Raw genomic sequence first — 21,533 nt, 5'->3', positions numbered from 1 at the left:
CCTCAGAAGGTATGCCGGATCCCCAGTTGCACGCCGGTCTCGCTGGCGCCCGCATCCGGGCTCAAGGCCTGGCTGGCCGTGAAGCTGGCACCGGTCATGCGATAGGCGGCAGTATTCTGGTTGACCAGCCGTGAGGCCACCGCATACAGCCGCGTGCGCTTGGAGAGGTCGTAGTTCACGATCAGGCTGAACTGGCGCGCGTTGTTGTTGTAGCGCGAGCCGTCCTTGACATAACCGCCACCGGCACCGAGCGTAGTCTGCGCATTGATGCGGTAGTCGGCCGAGAGGCTGTAGGTGTTGTGATAGTCGCCCGCCGTATTGCCGACCACGGCTCCGGCCGGATCGTACTTGCCGGCCGGGTTGGTGAAGACATTGCCGGTGGTGGCCGAGATCACTTCGTTGGTGCGGAAGAAGGCCAGGTAGACCTTGCCGCTGCCATACTCAACATTGCCGCCCAGCATGAACTGTTTCACGCTGTTGGTGTTGGTGGTGTTGTTGGCGTTGAGATAGGCGCTGGCCACGTAGAGCGGCCCCTGCTGGGTCTGCATGCCGATCTGGTAGACCACATTGCCGGCGGTGCTGCCGGCGCGCTCGCCGACCGAGTAATGCAGTTCCAGCGTGGTATTGGCAAACTTGGGCGAGATGTAGCTGATGTCGTTGTCCACCCGCGCCAGCCAGTTGGCGAAGTTGTTGTAGGCCGAGCCATAGGTGGCCGCACCGAACGCATCCATATTGCCCGAGTAGAGGAACATGACGCTGTTCTGCCGCCCCACGCGCACCTCGCCGAAGCCGCCGCCGAGGCCGACCCAGGACTGGCGGTCGAAGTAGCGATAGCTGTTCTGCAGGCCGCCGGTGCTGGGATCGAAACCGGTTTCCAGATTGAAGCTGGCGCGATAGCCGCCACCCAGATCCTCGACGCCCTTGAAGCCGAGACGGCTGGTCATCTGGCCGTTGTTGCCCATGGCCCAGAGCGAAGTGTCCTTGCCGCCGACGGTGCTCTTCTGGTAGGCCGTATAGACGTCCACTACGCCATAGATGGTCACTGAACTCTGCGCGAAGGCAGCGGGGGCAGCGGCCAGCAGCAGGGCTGCCGGGATGAGGCCGAAGCGGCGATGAAACGGTTGATGCGACTGCATGGATCTCTCCTCCTGTGGTGAAACCTGTTATGGAATGAAACCTGTTATGAACCGACATGGCGCGCGCAGGCTGCGCCCTGCCGGGACGGCATGCGCAACCTGACAGGTGCAATGAATCAGTCTTGTTGTTCGAGACGCTTCTTGACGATCAGCGCCAGCGGCACCGTGAAGAAGAAATGCGACATGAAGCCGCCGATGATGATGGCCGGATCGTAGTAGTTGGGATGGTTGTCGGAGGCGATCATGATGGCCACGTGCATGACGATCCAGGCGATGACCGCATAGACCAGGGCAGCCAGCGTGGCTTCATGCCCACGACGGCGCAGGTGCGGCCACACTGCGGCAAACAAGATGCCCCACACCAGGGTGAAAAAGAAATGAATGCCGGTGCCCAGCAGGTAGGCCAGCGGTCCAAGTGCCTCCTGGACGTCCTTGCCGAACACCAGGCCGGTGGCGTTGCGAGGGATACCGGCCAGCGGCATCAGGTGCTGCGCGCCGACCCAGACCAAAGCTTCATAGATCCAGATGATGATGCCGCCGGTGAGCCCGCCGATGATACCGGCGCGCAGCATGGCGGAGCGGCTCTTCCAGCCGGCTGTGGGACGGTCCGCATCGAGGGCGGCCGCGTGGGTTGCAGTGTGCATGGTGTCTTCCTTCTCCTTGGATTGGCGAAATATCGGAGCCGTGTTGGCCCGTCTTTATGCTGCGCTTGATGCGCCTTCTTGTTGTGGTCATGCGCCTCTTCTGCGTGGACGCTCTCTTCTTCCCCTCACTGTTTCCCGCCAGGTTCGTCCTGCGGGTCACATAAAATCAGTCGATGTATTTCAGGCCTGCCGCTTCCAGCGGCGCGCGCATCTTGTACATGTCCAGCCCCAGCACGCCCGCGGCCAACTGGGCGCGCTTCTCGCCTTCCAGGGCTTCGCGCTTCTGCGCCACCTCGGCCACCCGCGGGGCATCAGCGGCAGGTACGGCCACCACACCATCATCGTCGGCCACGATCACGTCGCCCGGATTGACCAGGGCACCGGCGCAGATCACCGGCACGTTGACCGAGCCCGGTGTGGCCTTGATGGTGCCCTTGGCGCTGATGGCGCGGCTCCACACCGGGAAGCCCATTTCCTTCAACATCTTCACGTCGCGCACACCGGCATCGATGATGAGGGCCCGCGCCCCGCGCGCCATGAAACTGGTGGCCAGCAGGTCGCCGAAATAGCCGTCGGTGCACTCGGCCGTGATGGCCGCCACCACGATGTCGCCAGGACGGATCTGCTCGGCCACCACGTGCATCATCCAGTTGTCGCCAGGGTGCAGCAGCACGGTCACGGCCGTGCCCGAGACGGTGCTACCGGGATAGATCGGGCGCAGGTAAGGCTTCAACAGGCCGGTGCGGCCCTGCGCCTCATGCACGGTCGCCACGCCGAACTGGCCGAGCTGTCGTACGGCGGCGGCATCGGCGCGTTCGATCTGGCGCTTGACCACGCCAAGCTGGTTGATCAGGGGAGTGCTCATGCTGTCAGTCCTTTCGCGTTGAGGGCGGCATCCAGGCGCGGGTAGACGCGGCGGGCATTGCCTTCGTAGATCTGGTGGCGCTCTTCGCGGCTCAGGGCGGCGGCCTCGATGTAGCGCTTGGTGTCGTCGTAGTAGTGGCCGGTCTGCGGATCGATACCGCGCACCGCACCGATCATCTCGGAGGCGAACAGCACGTTCCCGACCGGGATCACGCGCGTGAGCAGGTCGATGCCCGGCTGGTGATACACGCAGGTGTCGAAGAAGATGTTGTTGAGCAGATGTTCTTCCAGCAGCGGCTTCTTCATCTCCTGCGCCAGGCCACGGAAACGGCCCCAGTGGTACGGCACGGCACCGCCGCCGTGCGGGATCAGGAACTTCAGCGTCGGGAAATCCTTGAACAGGTCCGAGGTCAGGCACTGCATGAAGGCAGTGGTATCGGCATTGAGGTAGTGCGCACCGGTGGTGTGGAAGCAGGCATTGCAGCTGGTGCTCACGTGGATCATGGCGGGCACCTCCAGCTCCACCATCTTTTCGTAGAGCGGATACCAGGAGCGGTCCGACAGCGGCGGCGCAGTCCAGTGCCCGCCCGAGGGATCGGGATTGAGATTGATGCCGACGAAACCATATTCCCGCACGCACTTTTCCATCTCCGCAATCGAGGTGCGGATATCGGCCCCCGGCGACTGCGGCAGCATGGCTGCACCGATGAAGTGATCGGGAAACAGCTGCGCTACCCGATGGCACAGCTCGTTGCAGATGGCCGCCCAGGTCTGGCTGGTCTTGAGATCGCCGATGTGATGCGCCATGAACGAGGCGCGCGGCGAGAAGATGGTCAGATCCGCACCGCGTTCGCGCATCAGTCGCAACTGGTTGCTTTGGATGGATTCGCGCAGTTCGTCGTCGCTGATCTTGAGCTCGGCCACCTTGGGACCGAGTTCAGGCGTATTCAGGTTGGCGATCTGCCGGTTGCGCCAATCTTCCAGCGCCTTGGGGGCGGTGGTGTAATGGCCATGGCAGTCGATGATGAGGGAGTCTCGCATGGGATTCAGGAATGTTCTGTCAGGAGTTCGGCGGGAACCAGGACTTCCCCGCGCAGGATGGGACGCGCCGTGCGCAGCAGCGCGGCACGCAGGATCTGTTGCTGGTCGTGGGGATCGAGCTCCAGCGCGACGCTGAATTCGCCGCTGGGATGCTCCACCGAGACGGTGCGCTGCAAGCCGCTGCCGGCCAGCGCCAGCCCCTGGGCTATGGAGCCTTCCAGCACGCAGGCGGTGGCGACGGTGACGGCGGCCAGCACACCGATGGCCTCGTGGCAGACATGCGGGATGAAGCAGCGGGTGCTGATCGTGCCACCCGCCAAGGGGGCAGACAGCAGGCACATCTTGGGATAATTCCTGGCGCTGACCTCACCCAATCCCATGAGCGGGCCGCAGGCCAGCCGCAAAGCCTCCAGCCGCTCCTTCAGGACCGCGTCGGCATTGAGGGCAGCCACGCTTTCATGACCGGTCAGGCCGAAATCAGACGCGCGCACCAGCACCATGGGCATGCCATTGTCGATCAGGGTGGCAGCAGTCTCGCGCTGCTCACCGCCGGGGGTGGCGTAGCGCACCCGGTCTTGCACGCGCCCCGTGGGCAGCATGGCAGGGCAGACCGAGCCCGCCGTGTCGAGGAAGTTGATGCTGACCGGTGCCGCCGATCCCGGCACGCCATCGATACGGGTATCGCCCCGATAGCGCAGGCGGCCGCCCGGTGTCTGTACCGTCACATCGCACTGCATGCCGGTGTTGAGTGTGAGAATGCGCGCGGTGGTGGTCTCGGGACCGGCAGCGATCAGGCCGCGCTCGATGGCAAAGGGCAGCACGGCAGCCAGCATGTTGCCGCAATTGGGGGTGGTATCGACGCGGTCCGATTCAGGCTGCAACTGTGCGAACAGGAAATCCAGGTCCACCCCGGTCACACGGCTGCGGCTGACGATGCCGGCCTTGCTGGTCAGCGGATGGGCACCGCCGAGGCCATCGATCTGGCGACGATCGGGAGAACCCAGCGCGGCCAGCAGCACGCGATCGCGCGCAGCGACATCCTGTGGCAGGTCGTCGGCCACGAAGAAGGGACCGCGCGAGGTGCCGCCGCGCATCAGGGTGCAGGGAATGGCCAGCAGGTCGGACGCGTCAGCGTCGCCAGGAGCAGGGAAATCAGGATCAGGCACGGCGCTTTACCTTTGAAAACAATGGCGTCGAGTATGCGTGAGCGCCCCGTCGGCTTGGTTGCGTTGTGGGCCTTCCTCTGTTCTAATTTTCTAATCGCGCTCAGAAATCAATGTCCCCGGATCGTCTCGCCATGGCCCTGCTCAACCTGCGTCACCTGCACGTCTTCAATGTTGTCGCCACCACTGGCGGCGTGCGCCGCTCCTCCGACACGTTGCTGCGCGCCTCCTCTGCGGTGGCGCGCTCGGTGGCGGCGCTGGAGCAAAGCCTGTCGGCGCAACTGTTCGAGCGCAAGGGCCGCGGCATGCTGCTGACCGCCGCTGGCCAAGCCGTGCGGCTGCGCGTCGAACGTATCGAAGCCGAACTGCGCGAGGTACGCGACGATGCGCTGCGCCTGCGCGACCGAAACGGCCAGCCGGTGGGCAGCCTGGACGCGCTGTTCAACGAACGCCGCCTGCAGGCCGCCGCGCTGCTGGCCGAAACGCATCACATGCCCAGCGTGGCGCGCCTGATGGAAGTGTCCCCCTCGGCGGTGAGCCAGGCCCTGTCGATGCTGGAGGGCATCCTCGGGCAGGCGCTCTTCTTTCGCACCGCACACGGGATGTTGCCCACCGATGCGGGCCGCCGCTGGACCGAACGCTTCGGCCGGGCGCTGGCCGAGCTGCGCCATATTCCGGAAGACATTGCCGCCCTCGACGGTGTGGTGCAAGGCACGGTGACCGTCGGGGCTTTGCCGCTGGCGCGTTCGCAACTGCTGCCGGCGGCGATGACGCGGGTACTGGCGCGCCATCCGCGGCTGCAGATCCGCTCGCTGGAAAGCCCCTATGAAGAGCTGGCCGCCGGCCTCATGAGCGGACGCATCGATTTCATCGTCGGCGCATTGCGCGCCTTCTCCAGTGACACCTTCGACATGCGGCCGCTGGTGGCCGACAGTGCCGCCCTGATCGCACGGGCCGGGCACCCGCTGGCGCACCGCAAGAAGCTGTCCCTGCATGATCTCGACGGCTATCCCTGGGTGCTCTCCCGGGCCGGGACGCCCCTGCGCGATTCCATCGAGCAATTCTTCCGCGACAGCCACTGGTCGGCGCCCCGTCCAGCGGTGGAGACCGGCGACCTGGCGTTGCTGCGCGGACTGCTGGTGGGCAGCGACATGCTCACCGTGATCTCGGCCCATCAACTGCAGCATGAGATCGCCACCGGGCAGCTCACCCCCCTCCCCTTCGCCATGCGCGGCATGGAGCGCCGCATCGGGCTCATGCAGCGCAAGGGTGCGCATCTGTCGCCCGGCGCCCGGGCCCTGCAGGAAGACATTGAAGCGGTCGCCGCAGCACTGGACTGAACGGCGCACGCCTGCAGCAGGCGGGCCCCAAGCGGTACGAGCGCGCTTTCCCGGATCCGTAAAAAATCCATCACGATTAGCAAATAGCAACGCTCCGGTAGCCGAAAGCAATACTCGCCGGCCCTCCCCGTCTTACACTTTGTGCCAAGTCGAGGCACGCTGGTGCTGCCTGGACAGGTAATCCCCAAGCCGCGTGCAGACAAGCCGGCAGATCCCGACAATTCGACACCATTACGGAGACTTAATGAATACAGCACAATCGCTGGACGTGCGCTCGCACATCAACGGGCGCAAGATGTCCGGCTACCAATGGCTACTGCTGATCCTGTGCTTCCTCATCGTGGCCACCGACGGCATGGACGTGGCCATCATGGGCTTCCTGGCACCGGCCATCACCAAGGAGTGGGGCATCTCGCGCGCAGCCTTCGGCGTGGTCATGAGTGCCGCGCCCATCGGTCTGGCCGTGGGTGCGCTGCTGGTCGGTCCGCTGTCGGACCGCTATGGCCGCAAGAAACTGCTGATGACGGCGGTGGCCTGGTTCGGTGCGTGCAGCCTGGCCTGTGCCTTCGCGCATGACGTGGTCACGCTCTCGGCGCTGCGCTTCCTGACCGGACTTGGCCTGGGCGCGGCCATGCCCAATGCCACCACCCTGCTTTCCGAGTACGTCCCCGAGCGTTCGCGCAGCACGCTGCTGGCGATCATGTTCACCGGCTTCAACCTGGGCTCGGGCCTGGTCGGATTCCTGGCCGCCGCCCTGCTGCCGGATTACGGCTGGCGCACCGTGCTGATGGTCGGCGGTGCCATTCCGCTGCTCTGCCTGCCGTTCTACCTGTGGCTGGTGCCGGAGTCGGCGCGCTTCATGGTGGTGCGCCACTATCCCGCCGAGCGCATTGCGCGCACCCTGGCGCGCGTGTGCGGCAGCCAATTCGCCGCCGGCCAGACCTTCAGCGTGAGCGAACCGCCGGTCAAGGGCGGCCAGCCGGCCAAGGTCCTGCTCTCGGACGCCTATCGCAAGACCACCCTGTCGCTGTGGGGCACCTACTTCATGGGCTTGCTGGTGATCTACCTGCTCTCCGGCTGGCTGCCCACGCTGATCAAGGATGCCGGCCTGCCCATCGAGAAGGCGGCCAGCATCACGGCACTGTTCCAGCTGGGCGGCACCGTCGGCGCGCTGGTGGTAGGCTTCCTGATGGATCGCTGGTCGCCCAGCCGTGCCATCGCCTGCGCCTACATCGCCGGTGCCGTCTTCATCCTGCTGCTGGCGTCCGGCAGCGTGCAGTCGGGCATGTTTGCGGCCTACGTGCTGCTGGCCGGCTTCTGCATGAGCGGCGCACAAACCGGACTGAACGCCTTTGCCCCCTCCTGCTATCCGACCGTGGTGCGTGCGACCGGCGTATCGTGGATGCTGGGGGTGGGCCGCTTCGGCAGCATCCTGGGCTCCTTCGCCGGCGGCGTCCTGCTGTCGATGGGCTGGGGCTTTGGTGCCGTCATCGCCATTCTCGCGGTCCCGGCGACGCTGGCGGCGCTGATCATCGTCTTCATCCAGATGGGACAGCGTCCGGCGGCAGCGGTTTGATCAAGCTGCTGCATCAATCACATCGGATTCATCTGTTACAGGAATAAATCGTCATGGCCAACATCGTCGGCGCCATCGCCACCTCCCACACACCGACCATCGGCTTCGCGCTGGATGCCAACAAGCAGCACGATGCGGTCTGGGCGCCCATCTTCAAGGCTTACGAGCCGGTGCAGCAATGGCTGCAAGAGAAGCAGCCGGACGTGCTGCTGGTGGTCTACAACGACCACGTGACCTCCTTCTTCTTTGACCATTACTCCGCCTTTGCGCTGGGGGTGGGCAGCGAGTACCAGGTCGCCGACGAAGGCGGTGGTGCCCGCAAGCTGCCGCCGGTGGGCGGCCAGGCGGCGCTGGCGCGGCATATCGGCAGCTCCCTGATGGCCGATGAATTCGACATGGCCTTCTTCCAGAACAAGCCGCTGGACCATGGGTGCTTCTCGCCGCTGTCGATGCTGTGGCCGCACCAGGAGGGCTGGCCCGGCCAGATCATCCCGCTGCAGGTAGGCGTGCTGCAGTTCCCGATCCCCACCGCGCGCCGCTGCTACAAGCTGGGCCAGGGCTTGCGCCGCGCCATCGAAAGCTATCCGGAAGACCTGGACGTGGTCATCGTGGCTACCGGCGGGCTGTCGCATCAGGTGCATGGCGAGCGTGCGGGCTTCAACAACACGCCGTGGGACCATCAGTTCCTCGATCTCCTGCAGCATGATCCGGAGGCGCTCACGCGCCTGACCCACGCCGAGCTGGCGACCTTGGGCGGACTGGAGAGTGCCGAAGTCATCATGTGGCTCATCATGCGCGGGGCCATGCCGGCAGGCGTGAATTGCCTGCATCGCGAGTATTACCTGCCCTCCATGACCGGCATCGCGGTGGCCGTCTATGAACCGGCAGTGCCGGCCGATGCGGCCTTGCAGGCGGCCGAGGTGGCCCGTCATCGCGAGCACGTGGCCCAGCAGCTCAAGGGTATCGAGCATCTGCAAGGCACCTATCCCTTCACGCTGGAGACGGCCAATGCGCGCTACCGCATCAACCGCTACCTGTACCAGCTGATCCAGCCGGCGTTCCGCGAGCGCTTCCTGGCGGACCCGCAAGCGACCTATGCGCAAGCTGGTCTGTCGCAGGAGGAATGCGACATGATCAGCCGCCGCGACTGGCAGGCCATGATCCGTTATGGCGTGATCTTCTTCCTGCTGGAAAAGCTGGGCGCGGTGGTCGGCGTATCGAACCTGCATATCTACGCGGCCATGCGCGGTCAGTCGCTGGAAGAATTCCAGAAGACGCGCAATGCGCCGGGAGCGCTGTATTCGGTGGCAGGGGCGGCATCGGACAAGGCTGCGGATTGGAACAAGACCGGGACCCGGTGAGCGTGTTCTTCCTGCTGACGTAAACGGCATCGCGCCCTCCCTCGGAGCGGCGCGATTTTTTATGGGCGTTGCCATTCAAAGAAAATCAGCACTCCATCAAAACACCCGAGCTGTCTTGACTATGGCTTGGCGAAAGCCACTACGCTAATCGTCCGAAAAATCGAATTACTTCCATTGAGAAAGTACCTCGCGCAACGGAGACTGTCGCCTTCGTCGCCCGCGGCCCTGGCTGTACCGAGGAGTCCATGGGCATTGGCCGCATCAGGGACATCCTCCTTCCAAACGGGCAGGCGCGCTTCGCAAGAAGTCCTGCATTTTTTTCCTGTTTGTTCACTGGCATGTTCCCGACTGCGCGAATTCTCTCTGGAAGCCGCATCGCATGCCCTCCCCCTCGCCGAATCATTCACCACGCTCCCACGCGCGCATCACGCAGCATCGCCGGCTGCTCCAGCTGGACTCGCCACTCGGGCCAGACGTCCTCTTGCCACAAAGGCTGATCGCCACCGAGCGACTCAATGACGGCTATGAAGTCACCATCGATCTTACCCTGGATTTACGCTTTCCCAAAGCGTGGCAAATGTCCAAAAACATGAAACCAGTTAGCAAAGACTATCCAGATAGCTACTGCACCGTCTTCCACTCTACAAAAACGCAGAAGTGGCTAGGCGAACTATGTATCTCGTCCAATAAGGACTTTATCTGGACGATGGGTTTCGCTGAGACAGTCCCCGACGAAGAACGTTGGGGCGATCGGGATGAACAGCAGATCGGTTATTACACATTTACCCCCCTCTTCACCTATCCAATGACACCCCTAATGGCCGATCCGATAAAAATTTACGCTGCCGAGTCAGACTGTTATCTCGACGACGGCCCGGTGTATCGAGCTACCAGCATGTGCCATACCGCGCTTTATGAACTGCGTCCCGGCGTCTTCATCTTCACCGCCTTTGACTTCTTCGACAACGTCAAGCGCAAGCAAAAAGCGCAACTATCAGACATCAAAGACCTATGGATTCAAGTAGGAAACAGGATCAAAAAAGAATCAAGGTACTGAAACACCGCAATACCCCACCGTTTTCTCCGACTGGCCCGTCGCTAGGCTCCGGGCCATATTGGGCGGCACCCGCTCCGCCCGGACCAGTCCCACTAATCTCTCGCAAGATCAACCGACCTGATAAACCCCCTTCAACATCTTGCGCACAATCGCCTCAAAGAAAATCACCGCAAACCCGTCATTGCGAATGAGCTGCTGCGTCAGGTCCGCACATTTCTGCCTCACCGCATCCGGCAACAGCTGATCCTCGCCCGCCATCGACCGTCCCGCCACCTGGATCTCGGCCGCCCGCTGCACCGTCCACAGCAGGAAGAAGGCGCGCTGGATATCGCTCTCGCACACCGCCACCCCGTGATTGCGCAAGACCAGGATGTGCTTGTCGCCTAAGCTCTGCAGCATGCGCTCCTTCTCCTCCGCAAACAGCGTGATCCCCTCGAACTCGTGGTACCCGATACGCCCGAACAATTGCGCCCCATAGAAATCGTTGTGCTCGAAACCGCTCTTCTTCATCGTCACCGCCGAGATCGGCGTGGTATGCGTGTGGATCACGCAGCGCAGGTCATCACGCGCACCATGGATGGCACTGTGCAGCGCAAACCCCGCCGGGTTGGCCTTGTAATCCGACGGTTCGGCCAGTTGCCCATCCAGCCCCACCTTGAGCAGGTTGGCCGGCGTCACTTCGTTGTAGTTCAGCGCAAAGGGATTGACCAGGTAATGATGCTCCGGCCCCGGCACGCGCACCGAGATGTGGTTGAAGATCATCTCCGTCCAGCCCAGGTAATCCACCAGCCGGTAACAGTGCGCCAGCTGGATGCGCAGCGCCCATTCTTCGTCGCTGCAGTGGGATGGCTTATCTGCGCCATAGCTGAATTGCATGATATTCATCGATTTGACTCCTGAATTCGTCAATGAGGTGATCGCGCTCAGGCGGCCCGCGCCGCCGGCTGCGGTTGTTGTGTCTGCTGCGCTCTCTGTTGTCCTGTCTGCCCTGTCTGCTGCTGCGCCGCCTCGCCGCGAAAACGCGCCAGCGATACGATAGTCCGCGTGATCGGCATCGGGATGGCATAACGCTCGGCCATCTCCAGCACGGCATCGCCGATGGACGCCAGCTCCAGTGGCCGTCCGCGCTCCAGGTCCTGCAGCATCGAGGTCCGGAACGCCCCCATGGCCTCGCCCAGCTGCAGGAAGGTCAGGGGATCGATGTCCACCCGCGCCCCATGGCTGGAGGCCACCAGCAAGGTCTCGCGCATGATCTGGCTGACCACCTCGCGCAGCTCGGGCACGCCGTACAACTGCTGCAGCGTGCCCTGCGTGATGACCGACAGCGGGTTGGTGCTGATGTTGGCAATGATCTTGGTCCACAGCTTGTCGCGAATGCGATCGGTCGCGCGGGCTTCGATGCCCGCCGCTTCCACCGCCGCCCGCACGCGCATGAGCCGCTCGCTCATCGCGCCGGAAGGTTCACCCAGCACCATCAGGTGCGGATTGACCGAGCGGATCACGCCCGGACTGTCGACCTCGGCCGTGATGAAGAGCACGCTGCCAATGAGCCTGTCCAGCGCAACCGCATTTGACAGCGCACCGTCCGGGTCCACAGCCTTGACGGTATCGCCATCGAAGCGCCCGCCCTCGCGGTGGAAATACCACCACGGCACGCCATTGTTGGTCGGGATCACCACCGTTTCTTCGCCCACCATGGGCGCGATCTGCGGCAGCAGGGCTGACATGTCCTGACTCTTGGCGCACAGGAAGATGACGTCCTGCATGCCGAACTCCGGCAACTGGCTGGCCGCCGGACGCGCGTGCGTGGTGCCGTGCAGGTCATGCAGGGTCAGGCCGCGCTCGCGGATGGCCTGCAGCGTCTGCCCACGCGCCAGTACGCTGACCTGGTGGCCGGCCGCCGACAGGCGCACGGCCAGGGTGCCGCCGATGGCGCCGGCACCGGCGATGCAGATGCGCAAGGGTTCAGCAGGTGATGCAGCAGAGGGGGAAGTTGCGTTGCTCATGGCAATCACTCAATCACTCAATCAATCAGGAAAATGTTCAGCCAGCCAGCTTGTCCTGGTGCTTGCCGGACAAGCCCAGGTAAGCCTCGATCACGCGGCGGTCATGGGCCAGCTGGCTGGCCGGGCCATGCATGCGGATCTCGCCGTTCTCCAGCACGTAGCCATAGTCGGCCACCTGCAGCGCGGCGCGCGCGTTCTGCTCCACCAGCAGGATGGAAACGCCCCGCCGGCGCAGCTCGGCGATGATGCGGAAGATCTCGCGCACGATCAGCGGTGCCAGCCCCAGGCTGGGTTCGTCCAGCATCAGCAGGCGCGGCTTGGCCATGAGCGCACGGCCCACGGCCAGCATCTGGCGCTCGCCGCCCGAGAGCGTGCCGGCCTGTTGCGTGCGGCGTTCACGCAAGCGCGGGAAGAGCGTATAGACCTCTTCCAGCGTCGCCGCGTAGTCGCGCTGGCCGGTGCGATAGCGCTGGAAGGCCCCCAGCATCAGGTTGTCCTCGATGTTCATCTCCGAGAACAGCTCGCGCTTCTCCGGTACCAGGGTCATGCCGGCCGCCACCATCTCTTCGACCTCGGGCGAGTGGCGGATGGTGCCGTCAAAGGCCATCGCCCCGCGCGAGGGCAGCACGCCCATGATGGCCGAGAGCAGCGTGGTCTTGCCCGCGCCGTTGGGGCCGATCACTGTGACGATCTTGCCCTGCTCCACCGACAGGTCGATGCCCGACAGCACCTGCACCCGGCCATAGGCCGCCGACAGGTCGCGTACTTCCAATACCTTATTGCCCATGATGTGCTCCTGCTGCGATGGCATTGCCCGCGCCTTCTTCAACCGCGCCGCCCTCTTCCTCGTCGGCCACGCCCAGATAGGCTTCCAGCACGGCGCGATTGTTCTGGATCTCTTCGGGCAAGCCCTCGGCGATCTTCTGGCCGAAGTCCATCACCACGATGCGGTCCACCAGTTCCATCACGAAATCCATGTCGTGTTCCACCAGCAGGATGGCCATGCCCTCGCTGCGCAGCTTGCGCAGCAGGTCGCCCAGCGCCTGCTTCTCGCCCAGGCGCAGGCCCGCTGCGGGTTCATCCAGCAACAGCAGGCAGGGATCGGCGGCCAGGGCACGGGCGATTTCCAGGATGCGTTGCTGGCCCAGCGACAGCGCGCCGGCCTGTTCGTACATCTGCGCCTTCAATCCGACACGTTCGATCTGGCGTGCCGCTTCAGCCAGGATGCGCGCCTCTTCCTGGCGATCCAGACGCAGCATCGACGACAGCACGCCGCGCTGGCCACGCAGGTAGGCGCCGATGGCAACGTTCTCCAGCACCGTCATGCGCGGCATCAGGCGCACGTGCTGGAAGCTGCGGCTCATGCCCAGCCCGGCGATATGGCGCGAACCGCGACCGGTGACCTCGTGGCCACGGAACTGCACGCTGCCCGAGGTCGGTGTATCGACACCGGAAATCTGGTTGAAGAGCGTGGACTTGCCCGCACCATTGGGTCCGATCAGGGCCAGCACTTCACCGGCCATCACTTTCAGGCTCATGTTGTTGTTGGCCACCAGGCCGCCGAACTTGCGGGTCACCTCCCGCACGTCCAGCACCACCTCCTGCGGCGCAGGCATGGGGCGGCGCGGCAGCGCTTCGGCGTGCGGGTCGATCTCCAACCGACGGCTGCGCACCGGTACCAGGCGAGCCAGGTAAGGCCACAGCCCATCGCGCGAACGCTGCAGCAGTACCACGATCAAGAGTCCGAAGACGATGGTCTCGAAGTTGCCCGAGCGCCCCAGCACCACCGGCAGGATGCCCTGCAGCCATTCCTTGAGCACCACGATCAAGGTGGAGCCCAGCACCGCGCCCCACACATGGCTGGCCCCGCCGAGTACCGCCATGAACAGGTAGTCGATGCCAAAGCCCAGCCCGAAGGGCGAGGGATTGACGAAGCGTTGCATGTGCACGTACAGCCAGCCCGACAGGGCTGCCAGGACGGCGGCGATCACGAAGACCACGATGCGCATGCGTGCCGTATCGATGCCCATGGCCTCGGCCATCACGATGCCGCCCTTGAGCGCGCGGATGGCGCGGCCCTCGCGCGAGTCCAGCAGATTGCTCAGGGCCGCCACACCCAGCAGTACGGCCACCCAGATCAGGCCAAACATCGCCCGGTCAGAACTGAGCGCGATGCCGAAGAACGTGATGGAGGGAATGCCCGACATGCCGGTCTGCCCGCCCATGCTCTCCAGCGTGCCGAAGATGAAATACAGGCTGATGCCCCAGGCGATGGTGCCCAGCGGCAGGTAGTGGCCGGAGAGCTTGAGCGTGACGCTGCCCACGGCAAACGCCAGCACGGCCGTCAGCACCAGGGCCACCACCAGGGCCACCCAGGGCGACTGCATCCACAGCAGTGCATCGGGCAGCGGCAGGATCTTGGCCGACAGCGCCGCCGAGAAGTAGGCTCCCAGACCGACGAAGGCCGCCTGCCCGAAGCTGGTCAGGCCGGCCACACCGGTCAGCAGCACCAGCCCCAGCACCACCAGGGAAGCCAGGCCGATGTTGTTCAACAAGGTCATGGTGAACGGCGGCAGCACGAAGGGGGCAACTGCCAGCAGGACCACGAACAGGGCCAGCGCCACGCGCGAGGACATGCGTGCCACCAAGGGCTTGGAGGAGGAATTGGAAGAGGCGGGTTTCATTCTTCTTCCTCCACGTGACGGGTCGACAGGGAACGCCATAGCAGGATGGGAATGATCAGCACGAAGACGATGATTTCCTTGTAGGCACTGGCCCAGAAGGTCGAGAAGGATTCGATGAGGCCAATGGCCAGTGCGCCGATGGCCGCCACCGGATAGCTGACCAGCCCGCCGATGATGGAACCGACGAAGCCCTTCAGGCTGATCAGGAAGCCCGAGTCATAGTAGATGGTGGTGATGGGGGCGATCAGCACGCCCGACATCACGCCAATGAGTGAAGCCAGCAGGAACATGGCCTTGCCCGCGAACACCGGCGAGATGCCCATCAGGCGCGCGCCCATGCGGTTCAACGCAGCAGCGCGCAAGGCCTTGCCATAGAGCGTGCGCTCGAACATCAGGAACAGTCCGACGATGAGCAGCAGCGATACGCAGATCACCCACAGCGCCTGGCTGGAAAAGCGCAGGCTGCCCAGTTCCAGGCTGGCCTCGGTGAAGGGCGCCGTGCGCGCGCCTTCGGGGCCGAACACCAGCAATGCCACGCCGACCAGCGCCACGTGAACGGCGATGGAGACGATCAGCAGCACCAGCGGCGAGGCCGAGGCAATGGGCTGGAAGGCCATGCGGTACATCAGCGGGCCCATCGGCACCAGCAGCAGCAGGGTCATGGCGATCTGCGCCAGCATGGGCAAGGTGGAGAAATTGAGATTGAGGGCCAGGCCCGCCACGACCACCGCATACACCAGCTTGGCCGGCAGCCACAGGCTGGGCCGGCGGCGGCTGGCGCGCCACATGTCGTAGAGATCGAAGGCACAGGCGCCCAGGCACATGGCCACCAGCAGCCAGGCCACGGTGAGCGGCTGGCCGTTCTGCATCATGCCCATGGTGAGCGCGCCGAAGGAGACGAACTCGCCCTGCGGAATCAGGAGGATACGGGTGACGGTAAAGACCAGGACGATGGACAGCGCCAAGAGCGCATAGATGGCGCCGTTGGTGATGCCGTCCTGTCCCAGCAGCGCCACGATTTGGAGATTCATTGCGACTTCCTTGTGGAGCCGGCGCGCGCTGCCATCCAGCCGGGAACGACGCGCCAGGTTCGGGATGCGTGTGGAGGTGGGGCTCTGCGCCGGCCCGGCGTGGAGGCCGGGGCCGGCGCAGCAGGCAAGGGCCTTACGGTTTGAGCAGGGTCCAGTTGCCACCCTTGACGGTGATCAGTTCGCGCCCGCGTTCATCGAAGCCGCTGTGGTCCGCCGGGCTCATGTTGTAGACGCCCTGGGTGCCCACCACTTCCTTGGTGTTTTCCAGTGCATCGCGCAGGGCGGCGCGGAATTCCTTGCTGCCCGGCTTGGCCTTCTTGGCGGCCACGGGAATGGCTTTCTCCAGCAGCAGGCCGGCGTCATAGACGTTGGCGCCGAAGGTGGCAGGCACGGCGTTGTACATCTTCTTGTACGCTTCGATGTAGTCGGTGGCCACCTTCTTGGACGGATTGCTGTCGGCGATCTCCGGCAGCACCAGCATCAGGCTGGCCGCGAGAATGGTGCCCTCGACCTTGTTCTTGCCCAGCTGAAGGAAGGCCGGCAAGGCCGCGCCGTGGGTCTGGTACATCTTGCCCTTGTAGCCCTGGTCATAGAGCGTGGTCTGCGGCAGCACGGTGGCGGCGCCCGGGGCGGCTACCAGCACCGCATCCGGATTGGCCGCGAGAATCTTGAGGGTCTGCGCGGTGACCGACGTATCGGTGCGCTGGTAGCGCTCGTTGGCCACGATCTTGATGTTGTTCTTGGCGGCCAGTTCGCCAAAGACCTTGGCCCAGTTCTCGCCGAAGGGATCGTTGATGGTGATGAAGCCTACCGTCTTGACCTTGGTCTTGACCATCTGCGCCACCAGCGCGTTGGCAATGAGGTCGTCGTTCTGGGTGGTCTTGAAGACCCACTTTTTCTGCTCCGTCATCGGCAGCACCACGGCTGCCGTACCCACCGGGGCCAGCATGGGCACGCCGGCTTCGGCCGCAAAGGAGATCACGCCCATGGCATTGGGTGAACCGCTGGGGCCGATGATGGCATCGACGTTGTATTCGGAAATCAGTTTCTTGACTTCGGTGACCGACTTGGTCGGATCGCTGGCGTCGTCCAGCGAGATGTATTCGATCTTCAGGTCACCGGCCTTGGCCGGCAGCAGCGGCACGGTGTTCTTTTGCGGAATGCCCACCAGCGAGACCGGCCCGGTGGAGGAGGTGACGACCCCGACCTTGACCTGGGCCATGGCAAGATTGCCGACGACGCTGGCGAGGGTACCGGCAGTGGCCAGGACGGCGGTAGCGGCGGTGGCAATCAGGCGTTTGTGCAGCATGTGTTTCTCCCTTGTTGGTTGAGATGATGGCGGGCTTCCCCACGCCGCCACCGATCTGGACAGCAATCTGGCATCGGCACCAGGCCGATCCTCATCAACGCATGTAGAGCCCGCCGTTGATGTCGAGGCAGGCACCGGTGGCCGAACCCGCATCGGGCGAGGCCAGCAGCAGGACCGCATCGGCGATGAAATCGGGTTCGCCCAGCGTCTTGACCGGAATGGTGGCGATGGTCGCGGCCAGCTTGTCGGCCGGCACGATCTCGCGCACGATCGGCAGGTCCAGCGGACCCGGCGAGATGGCATTGACGGTCACCCCGGCGCCAGCGAGTTCACGGGCAAAGACCTTGGTCAGGGTCAGTACCGCGCCCTTGGCCGCAGCATAGTGCGCGCCGGTGGCCGTACCGCCGTTTTGCCCGGCCAGCGAGGCGATGTTGATGATGCGTCCGTAGCCGCGATCGGCGAAGCGTTTGCCGAACACCTGGCACGCAAGAAACGTGCCTTTCATGTTGATGGCGGTGACCTCGTCCCACTCCTCGGGAGTGATCTCCATCAAGGCTGCCACACGTGATCGGCCGGCATTGTTGACCAGCACCGCAGCACCGCCCCAGCGCAGTTCGATGGCGTCGCAGGCGGCGATGAAGTCGGGCTTGCGGCGCACGTCCAGGGCCAGCGGCATGGCGGTGGCGCCGCTCACGTCGAGACTGGCGGCCACTGCCGAGACCTGCTCCAGGTCGATGTCGGCCAGCGCCACCTTGTAGCCGGCCGCGTGCATCTTGCGCGCGATGCTTTCACCGAGGCCGCGTGCGGCACCGGTGACCAGGGCAATCTTCTTGTCCATGATCAGCCGCCCTGGATGATCAGGGCGCGGCCCACGCGGGCTTCGATCTTGCCGTACTTCCACAGGCGGTGTTCACCGACCATGGTGGTACGGAACAGGTTGCAGGCCGCCACCACCGTATCGAGGTCGGCCACGTCGGCCATGATGTAGAAGGTCCAGGGGGCATCGTCGGACTTGCCCACCATGAGGCGGTCATCATCCATGGTGCCCAGCACCTTGATGCCGTCCATGGTGGCCAGCGCCGTCATCATCTGGCCATAGGCCTGCCATACCGGACCGGTCTCGGTGGCGGGAAGGTCGAAGAAGTTTTGCGTCACGCCGACACAGAAGAGGACGCGCAGCGGTTCTTTATCATTGCTTGGGACTTGGCTCATGAGGGCTCCGGGCTGAAAACTTGGAAATCAAAAAAGAGAAAGGACGCAACGGCTTACAGGAAGCCCGGCATCGGCGGCACGCCCAGCGTGACCGCACCGGCGCCGTCATAGATGCCCTCGCCCAGGAAGGCGTGCTGCTTGACCACGGCGGCATCGCGCAGGTAACGCTGCAGCGGGTGGTTGCTGTAGATGGCAGTGGTGCCGGCCAGGCCGAACATGGCCTGCGTGACTTCATTGCCGACCTTGGCAATTTCGACTGCGGTCAGGCGCAGCAGGCTGACCTGCTCGGGCGTGACGGGATTGCCGGCGAGGATGGAATGCCAGACTTCGCTGGTGGCGTCGTAGAGGAAAGCGCGCGCCGAACGCAATTTCGCTTCGGCCTTGGCCACCTCGATGCGCACATAGGAACGGTCGGCCAGCTTGGGCGCACCGGTAATGGCCACGCGGCCGCCGGACATCTGGTTGATCTCGTCGATGGCGGCGCGTCCCACGCCCAGGTTCACCACCGCCAGCACCTGGGCCGCATAGGCGATGGTCGGATAGCGATACAGCGGTTCATCGATGGTGGGCACACCGCCACGAATGAAGGTCCACTCCTCGGGGACGAATTGCTGGCTGACCTTGAGGTCATGGCTGCCGGTGCCGACCAGGCCCATCACGTCCCAGTTGTCGATGATCTCGACCTGCTCCGGCGGCAGCACGGCGGTGCGCGGCTTGGAGCCTGCCTGCCCAGGCACGGCCGCGCCGATACCCACGCCCAGCATATCGGCGCCCTTGCAGCCGCTACCGAATTTCCAGGTACCGTTGACCATCCAGCCGCCCTCGACCTGCTCGGCCGGCTGCAGCGGGAACAGGCCACCGGCGAAGGTCAGGTCCGGGCCCTTGGCGTAGAGCTTGGCTTGCGTTTCCTTGGGCAGGGCGGCCAGGTAGACCGAGGCCGAACCGAAGCTGGCGACCCAGCCGACCGAAGCGTCGGCGACGGAAATGCGTTCGATCATCTGCAGGAAACCCATCGGCGAGAGGCCGCTGCCGCCGAAGCATTGCGGGGTGGCGGCGCGATAGACGCCGACCTTCTTCAACTGCGCGATGAAATCCTTGGGCACGAAACGTTGCGCGGCGAATTCCTCGCGGCGCGCGCGGATCTCGGCCAGCAGCGGGACCAGGGCGTCTTCTTCACGGGCGGCCAGCGCGGCCGGGTTCTCCATCACGGACATTGCATTCTCCAGGTGGCTTGCATCAGAATGAAGTCGAGTGTAGGGAGCGGCGTATCCCGGTTCAATCGGGAGCGCTGCAGCTTTTTTAGGGGAATAGGTGAAGCTTTCTAAAGAAAACCCCTAGAACCCATTTCACAAAGCAGCGCCGATGCGCACTTCCATGCGTGAACTCATCCTTGGCGGCGAGACCGGCCTGCAGATCATGAAGCAATCACCGAGACGAGCGATGCCAGAACAAACCGCTGCCCCAGTTTCCCCTGCCCTGCCGGATGACAGCATCCGCTTCGGGCTGGACGATTTCCGCCGCATGATGGAAGCACTGCCCATGTGCATCATCCTGCATGACGCCCAGACCAAGTCCATCCTCTGGGCCAATCCCTCGGCCTGCCAGGTACTGGGGTTCACGCTGGAAGAACTGCTGCCGCTCAAAGCCCCGGACATGAGCCGGCAGTCGCACGAATACCGCCGCGAGATCGGCCGCAAGTGGCTGCACGATGCCGTGCTCCACGGCAGCAACATGGTGGAGTGGTGCTACCGCGCCAAGAACGGCGACGAGATTCTTTCGGAGGCCATTGCCACGCTGGTGCCGCTGACCGAGCGTGACGTGATCATGGTGCAGTTCCGCGATATCGCGCGCGAGGAACAGATCCGGCGCGAGATGAAGAAGCTGGAGAGCCGCCTCAAGGAATTCATGCAGGACTCCGACGAAGGCGTGACGGTGCTGCGTTCGGATGGCGGCATCGAATACCTGAGCGACGCCGGACGCAAGCTGCTGGGCGTGCGGCCGGGCCAGAACCCGCCCAAGAACTTCGTCGAGCAATGCCTGCCGGAGTCGCGCGATGAATTGCTGGAACTGCTCACGCTGGCGCTGCCGGATGCGATCAGCTTCCCGCTGCGCTACCAGATCCTGCGCAAGGATGGAGCGGTGCGCTGGCATCATGCGGTGTGCCGCTACATCGAGATCGAGAACGACCTCAAGGGCCACCTGCTGCATTTCCACGACATCACCGACCAGGTCGAGGCGGAGGAAGCACGCCGCCGCGACCAGGCCTCGCTGGAATACCTGGCGCGCCACAATGCCATGGGCGAGATGGCCACTGCCATCGCGCACGAGCTGTCGCAACCGCTGGCGGCGATCCGCAATTTCCTCGAAGGCTCGGTGTTGCGCATCAAGCAGAGCGAGGCCCTGCTTGAGCAGGCCGGACAGATCGTGTGGGGGCTGGAGAGCGCCGGACGGCAGGTCGACCATGCCGCCACCATCATCAAGAGCGTGCGCGAATACGTGGTACGGCTGGAGCAGAGCGAAGGCCTGATCGACCTCAATGCCGTGCTGGAGGAAGTGCGCTGGTTCATCGAGATGAAGGCGGCCGAGGGCAAGGTACACCTGCATATCGAACCGGGCACGCAGCCGCTGGTGGTGAGCTGCGAGAAGGTGCTGGTGGGCCAGGTGATCTTGAACCTCGCCTTCAACGCCATCGAGGAAATGATGGCCTTTCCCGAGGGCGCAAGGCATGTGCGCATCAGCACCGCACGCAGCGCCGGCAATGCCCTGCTGACGGTGGCCGACGAGGGACGCGGCATCGATGCCGGCCATCGCGAGCGGCTCTTCGATGGCTTCTTTTCTTCCAAGGTCAGCGGCAACGGGATCGGATTGGCGCTGTGCAAGAACATCATTGCGCGCCATCGCGGCGATATCTGGGCACAGCCCGGAGAGACCTGCGGCACGCGCTTCTGCTTCACGCTGCCGTTGGTGGAACGCCACAACTAAAGATACCTTTAGCCGCACCACACGGCGCGCCGCCTTGGTGATCGCGCGCACTCGCGTGGTGAAGTTCTGCACGTTTATCCCGTCCACCAGGGGATTCATGCACCGGATTCGAGAGTCGGGGACTTAT

The 21,533-nt window shown here is 64.1% G+C and carries 19 protein-coding genes; 5 read left to right on the top strand and 14 right to left on the bottom strand.

Going from position 1 to position 21,533, the window contains the following annotated elements; translation table 11 throughout:
• Positions 1-2 precede the first annotated feature (2 nt).
• The 5 genes from CEJ45_RS21580 to CEJ45_RS21560 all read right to left on the bottom strand — a co-directional run bounded on the left by CEJ45_RS21580 (position 3) and on the right by CEJ45_RS21560 (position 4,851).
• On the bottom strand, positions 3-1,136 hold the full coding sequence (locus CEJ45_RS21580) for a porin (protein WP_088757110.1): 1,134 nt from the start codon (positions 1,134-1,136) through the stop codon (positions 3-5).
• Between the two features lie 116 nt (positions 1,137-1,252).
• Positions 1,253-1,708: a hypothetical protein gene (locus CEJ45_RS21575; RefSeq protein ID WP_206601762.1), complete on the bottom strand. Its 456-nt coding sequence runs from the start codon at positions 1,706-1,708 to the stop codon at positions 1,253-1,255.
• A gap of 238 nt (positions 1,709-1,946) precedes the next feature.
• Positions 1,947-2,630 (bottom strand): 4-carboxy-4-hydroxy-2-oxoadipate aldolase/oxaloacetate decarboxylase, encoded by a 684-nt coding sequence (ligK, locus tag CEJ45_RS21570; RefSeq protein WP_088757130.1) that lies wholly within the window; start codon positions 2,628-2,630, stop codon positions 1,947-1,949.
• A gap of 11 nt (positions 2,631-2,641) precedes the next feature.
• Positions 2,642-3,685 carry an amidohydrolase family protein gene (locus tag CEJ45_RS21565; protein WP_088757108.1) on the bottom strand — a complete coding sequence of 348 codons (1,044 nt, stop codon included), beginning with the start codon at positions 3,683-3,685 and terminating at the stop codon, positions 2,642-2,644.
• Positions 3,686-3,690: 5 nt separating this feature from the next.
• Positions 3,691-4,851: a 4-oxalomesaconate tautomerase gene (locus tag CEJ45_RS21560; protein ID WP_277622436.1), complete on the bottom strand. Its 1,161-nt coding sequence runs from the start codon at positions 4,849-4,851 to the stop codon at positions 3,691-3,693.
• A 131-nt stretch (positions 4,852-4,982) separates the two neighbouring features.
• Here CEJ45_RS21560 and CEJ45_RS21555 point away from each other — a divergent pair, with 131 nt between their 5' ends.
• The 4 genes from CEJ45_RS21555 to CEJ45_RS21540 all read left to right on the top strand — a co-directional run bounded on the left by CEJ45_RS21555 (position 4,983) and on the right by CEJ45_RS21540 (position 10,182).
• Positions 4,983-6,188: a LysR family transcriptional regulator gene (locus tag CEJ45_RS21555; RefSeq protein ID WP_088757106.1), complete on the top strand. Its 1,206-nt coding sequence runs from the start codon at positions 4,983-4,985 to the stop codon at positions 6,186-6,188.
• Positions 6,189-6,432: 244 nt separating this feature from the next.
• Positions 6,433-7,764, top strand: coding sequence for an MFS transporter (locus tag CEJ45_RS21550; RefSeq protein ID WP_088757105.1), 1,332 nt, complete (start codon positions 6,433-6,435; stop codon positions 7,762-7,764).
• Between the two features lie 53 nt (positions 7,765-7,817).
• A complete protein-coding gene (locus CEJ45_RS21545; RefSeq protein WP_088757104.1) occupies positions 7,818-9,125 on the top strand; it encodes a gallate dioxygenase in 1,308 nt (435 codons plus the stop codon).
• 379 nt (positions 9,126-9,504) lie between these two features.
• On the top strand, positions 9,505-10,182 hold the full coding sequence (locus CEJ45_RS21540) for a hypothetical protein (protein WP_241517399.1): 678 nt from the start codon (positions 9,505-9,507) through the stop codon (positions 10,180-10,182).
• Positions 10,183-10,290: 108 nt separating this feature from the next.
• On the opposite strand, the gene CEJ45_RS21535 is transcribed toward CEJ45_RS21540, so the two are convergent.
• From CEJ45_RS21535 to CEJ45_RS21495, 9 genes are all read right to left on the bottom strand, one after another.
• Positions 10,291-11,067: a class II aldolase/adducin family protein gene (locus tag CEJ45_RS21535; protein WP_034334430.1), complete on the bottom strand. Its 777-nt coding sequence runs from the start codon at positions 11,065-11,067 to the stop codon at positions 10,291-10,293.
• 38 nt (positions 11,068-11,105) lie between these two features.
• On the bottom strand, positions 11,106-12,188 hold the full coding sequence (locus CEJ45_RS21530; protein ID WP_088757103.1) for a ketopantoate reductase family protein: 1,083 nt from the start codon (positions 12,186-12,188) through the stop codon (positions 11,106-11,108).
• Between the two features lie 37 nt (positions 12,189-12,225).
• On the bottom strand, positions 12,226-12,975 hold the full coding sequence (locus CEJ45_RS21525; protein ID WP_034334426.1) for an ABC transporter ATP-binding protein: 750 nt from the start codon (positions 12,973-12,975) through the stop codon (positions 12,226-12,228).
• A complete protein-coding gene (locus CEJ45_RS21520; protein WP_206601761.1) occupies positions 12,965-14,824 on the bottom strand; it encodes a branched-chain amino acid ABC transporter ATP-binding protein/permease in 1,860 nt (619 codons plus the stop codon). Before CEJ45_RS21520 ends, CEJ45_RS21525 begins: the two co-directional genes overlap by 11 nt.
• 44 nt (positions 14,825-14,868) lie before the next feature.
• Entirely contained in the window at positions 14,869-15,903 is a 1,035-nt protein-coding gene (locus tag CEJ45_RS21515) for a branched-chain amino acid ABC transporter permease (protein WP_088757101.1), read from the bottom strand.
• A 133-nt stretch (positions 15,904-16,036) separates the two neighbouring features.
• Entirely contained in the window at positions 16,037-17,212 is a 1,176-nt protein-coding gene (locus CEJ45_RS21510) for an ABC transporter substrate-binding protein (protein WP_088757100.1), read from the bottom strand.
• A gap of 94 nt (positions 17,213-17,306) precedes the next feature.
• Positions 17,307-18,050 (bottom strand): SDR family NAD(P)-dependent oxidoreductase, encoded by a 744-nt coding sequence (locus tag CEJ45_RS21505; RefSeq protein ID WP_088757099.1) that lies wholly within the window; start codon positions 18,048-18,050, stop codon positions 17,307-17,309.
• A 2-nt stretch (positions 18,051-18,052) separates the two neighbouring features.
• Positions 18,053-18,424 (bottom strand): hypothetical protein, encoded by a 372-nt coding sequence (locus CEJ45_RS21500; RefSeq protein ID WP_034334415.1) that lies wholly within the window; start codon positions 18,422-18,424, stop codon positions 18,053-18,055.
• A 53-nt stretch (positions 18,425-18,477) separates the two neighbouring features.
• The gene (locus CEJ45_RS21495) at positions 18,478-19,638 is read right to left on the bottom strand and encodes an acyl-CoA dehydrogenase family protein (RefSeq protein ID WP_088757098.1); all 1,161 of its coding nucleotides are present in this window, start codon (positions 19,636-19,638) and stop codon (positions 18,478-18,480) included.
• A 226-nt stretch (positions 19,639-19,864) separates the two neighbouring features.
• Between CEJ45_RS21495 and CEJ45_RS21490 the strand changes: the two genes are divergently transcribed.
• Positions 19,865-21,406, top strand: a complete 1,542-nt coding sequence (locus tag CEJ45_RS21490) for a PAS domain-containing sensor histidine kinase (RefSeq protein ID WP_088757128.1) — start codon at positions 19,865-19,867, stop codon at positions 21,404-21,406.
• Positions 21,407-21,533 lie beyond the last annotated feature (127 nt).

Origin of the sequence: Herbaspirillum aquaticum (assembly GCF_002213425.1) — a bacterium.
GTDB classification, from domain to species: domain Bacteria; phylum Pseudomonadota; class Gammaproteobacteria; order Burkholderiales; family Burkholderiaceae_D; genus Herbaspirillum; species Herbaspirillum aquaticum.
This window is presented reverse-complemented; position numbering and strand designations above follow the sequence as displayed.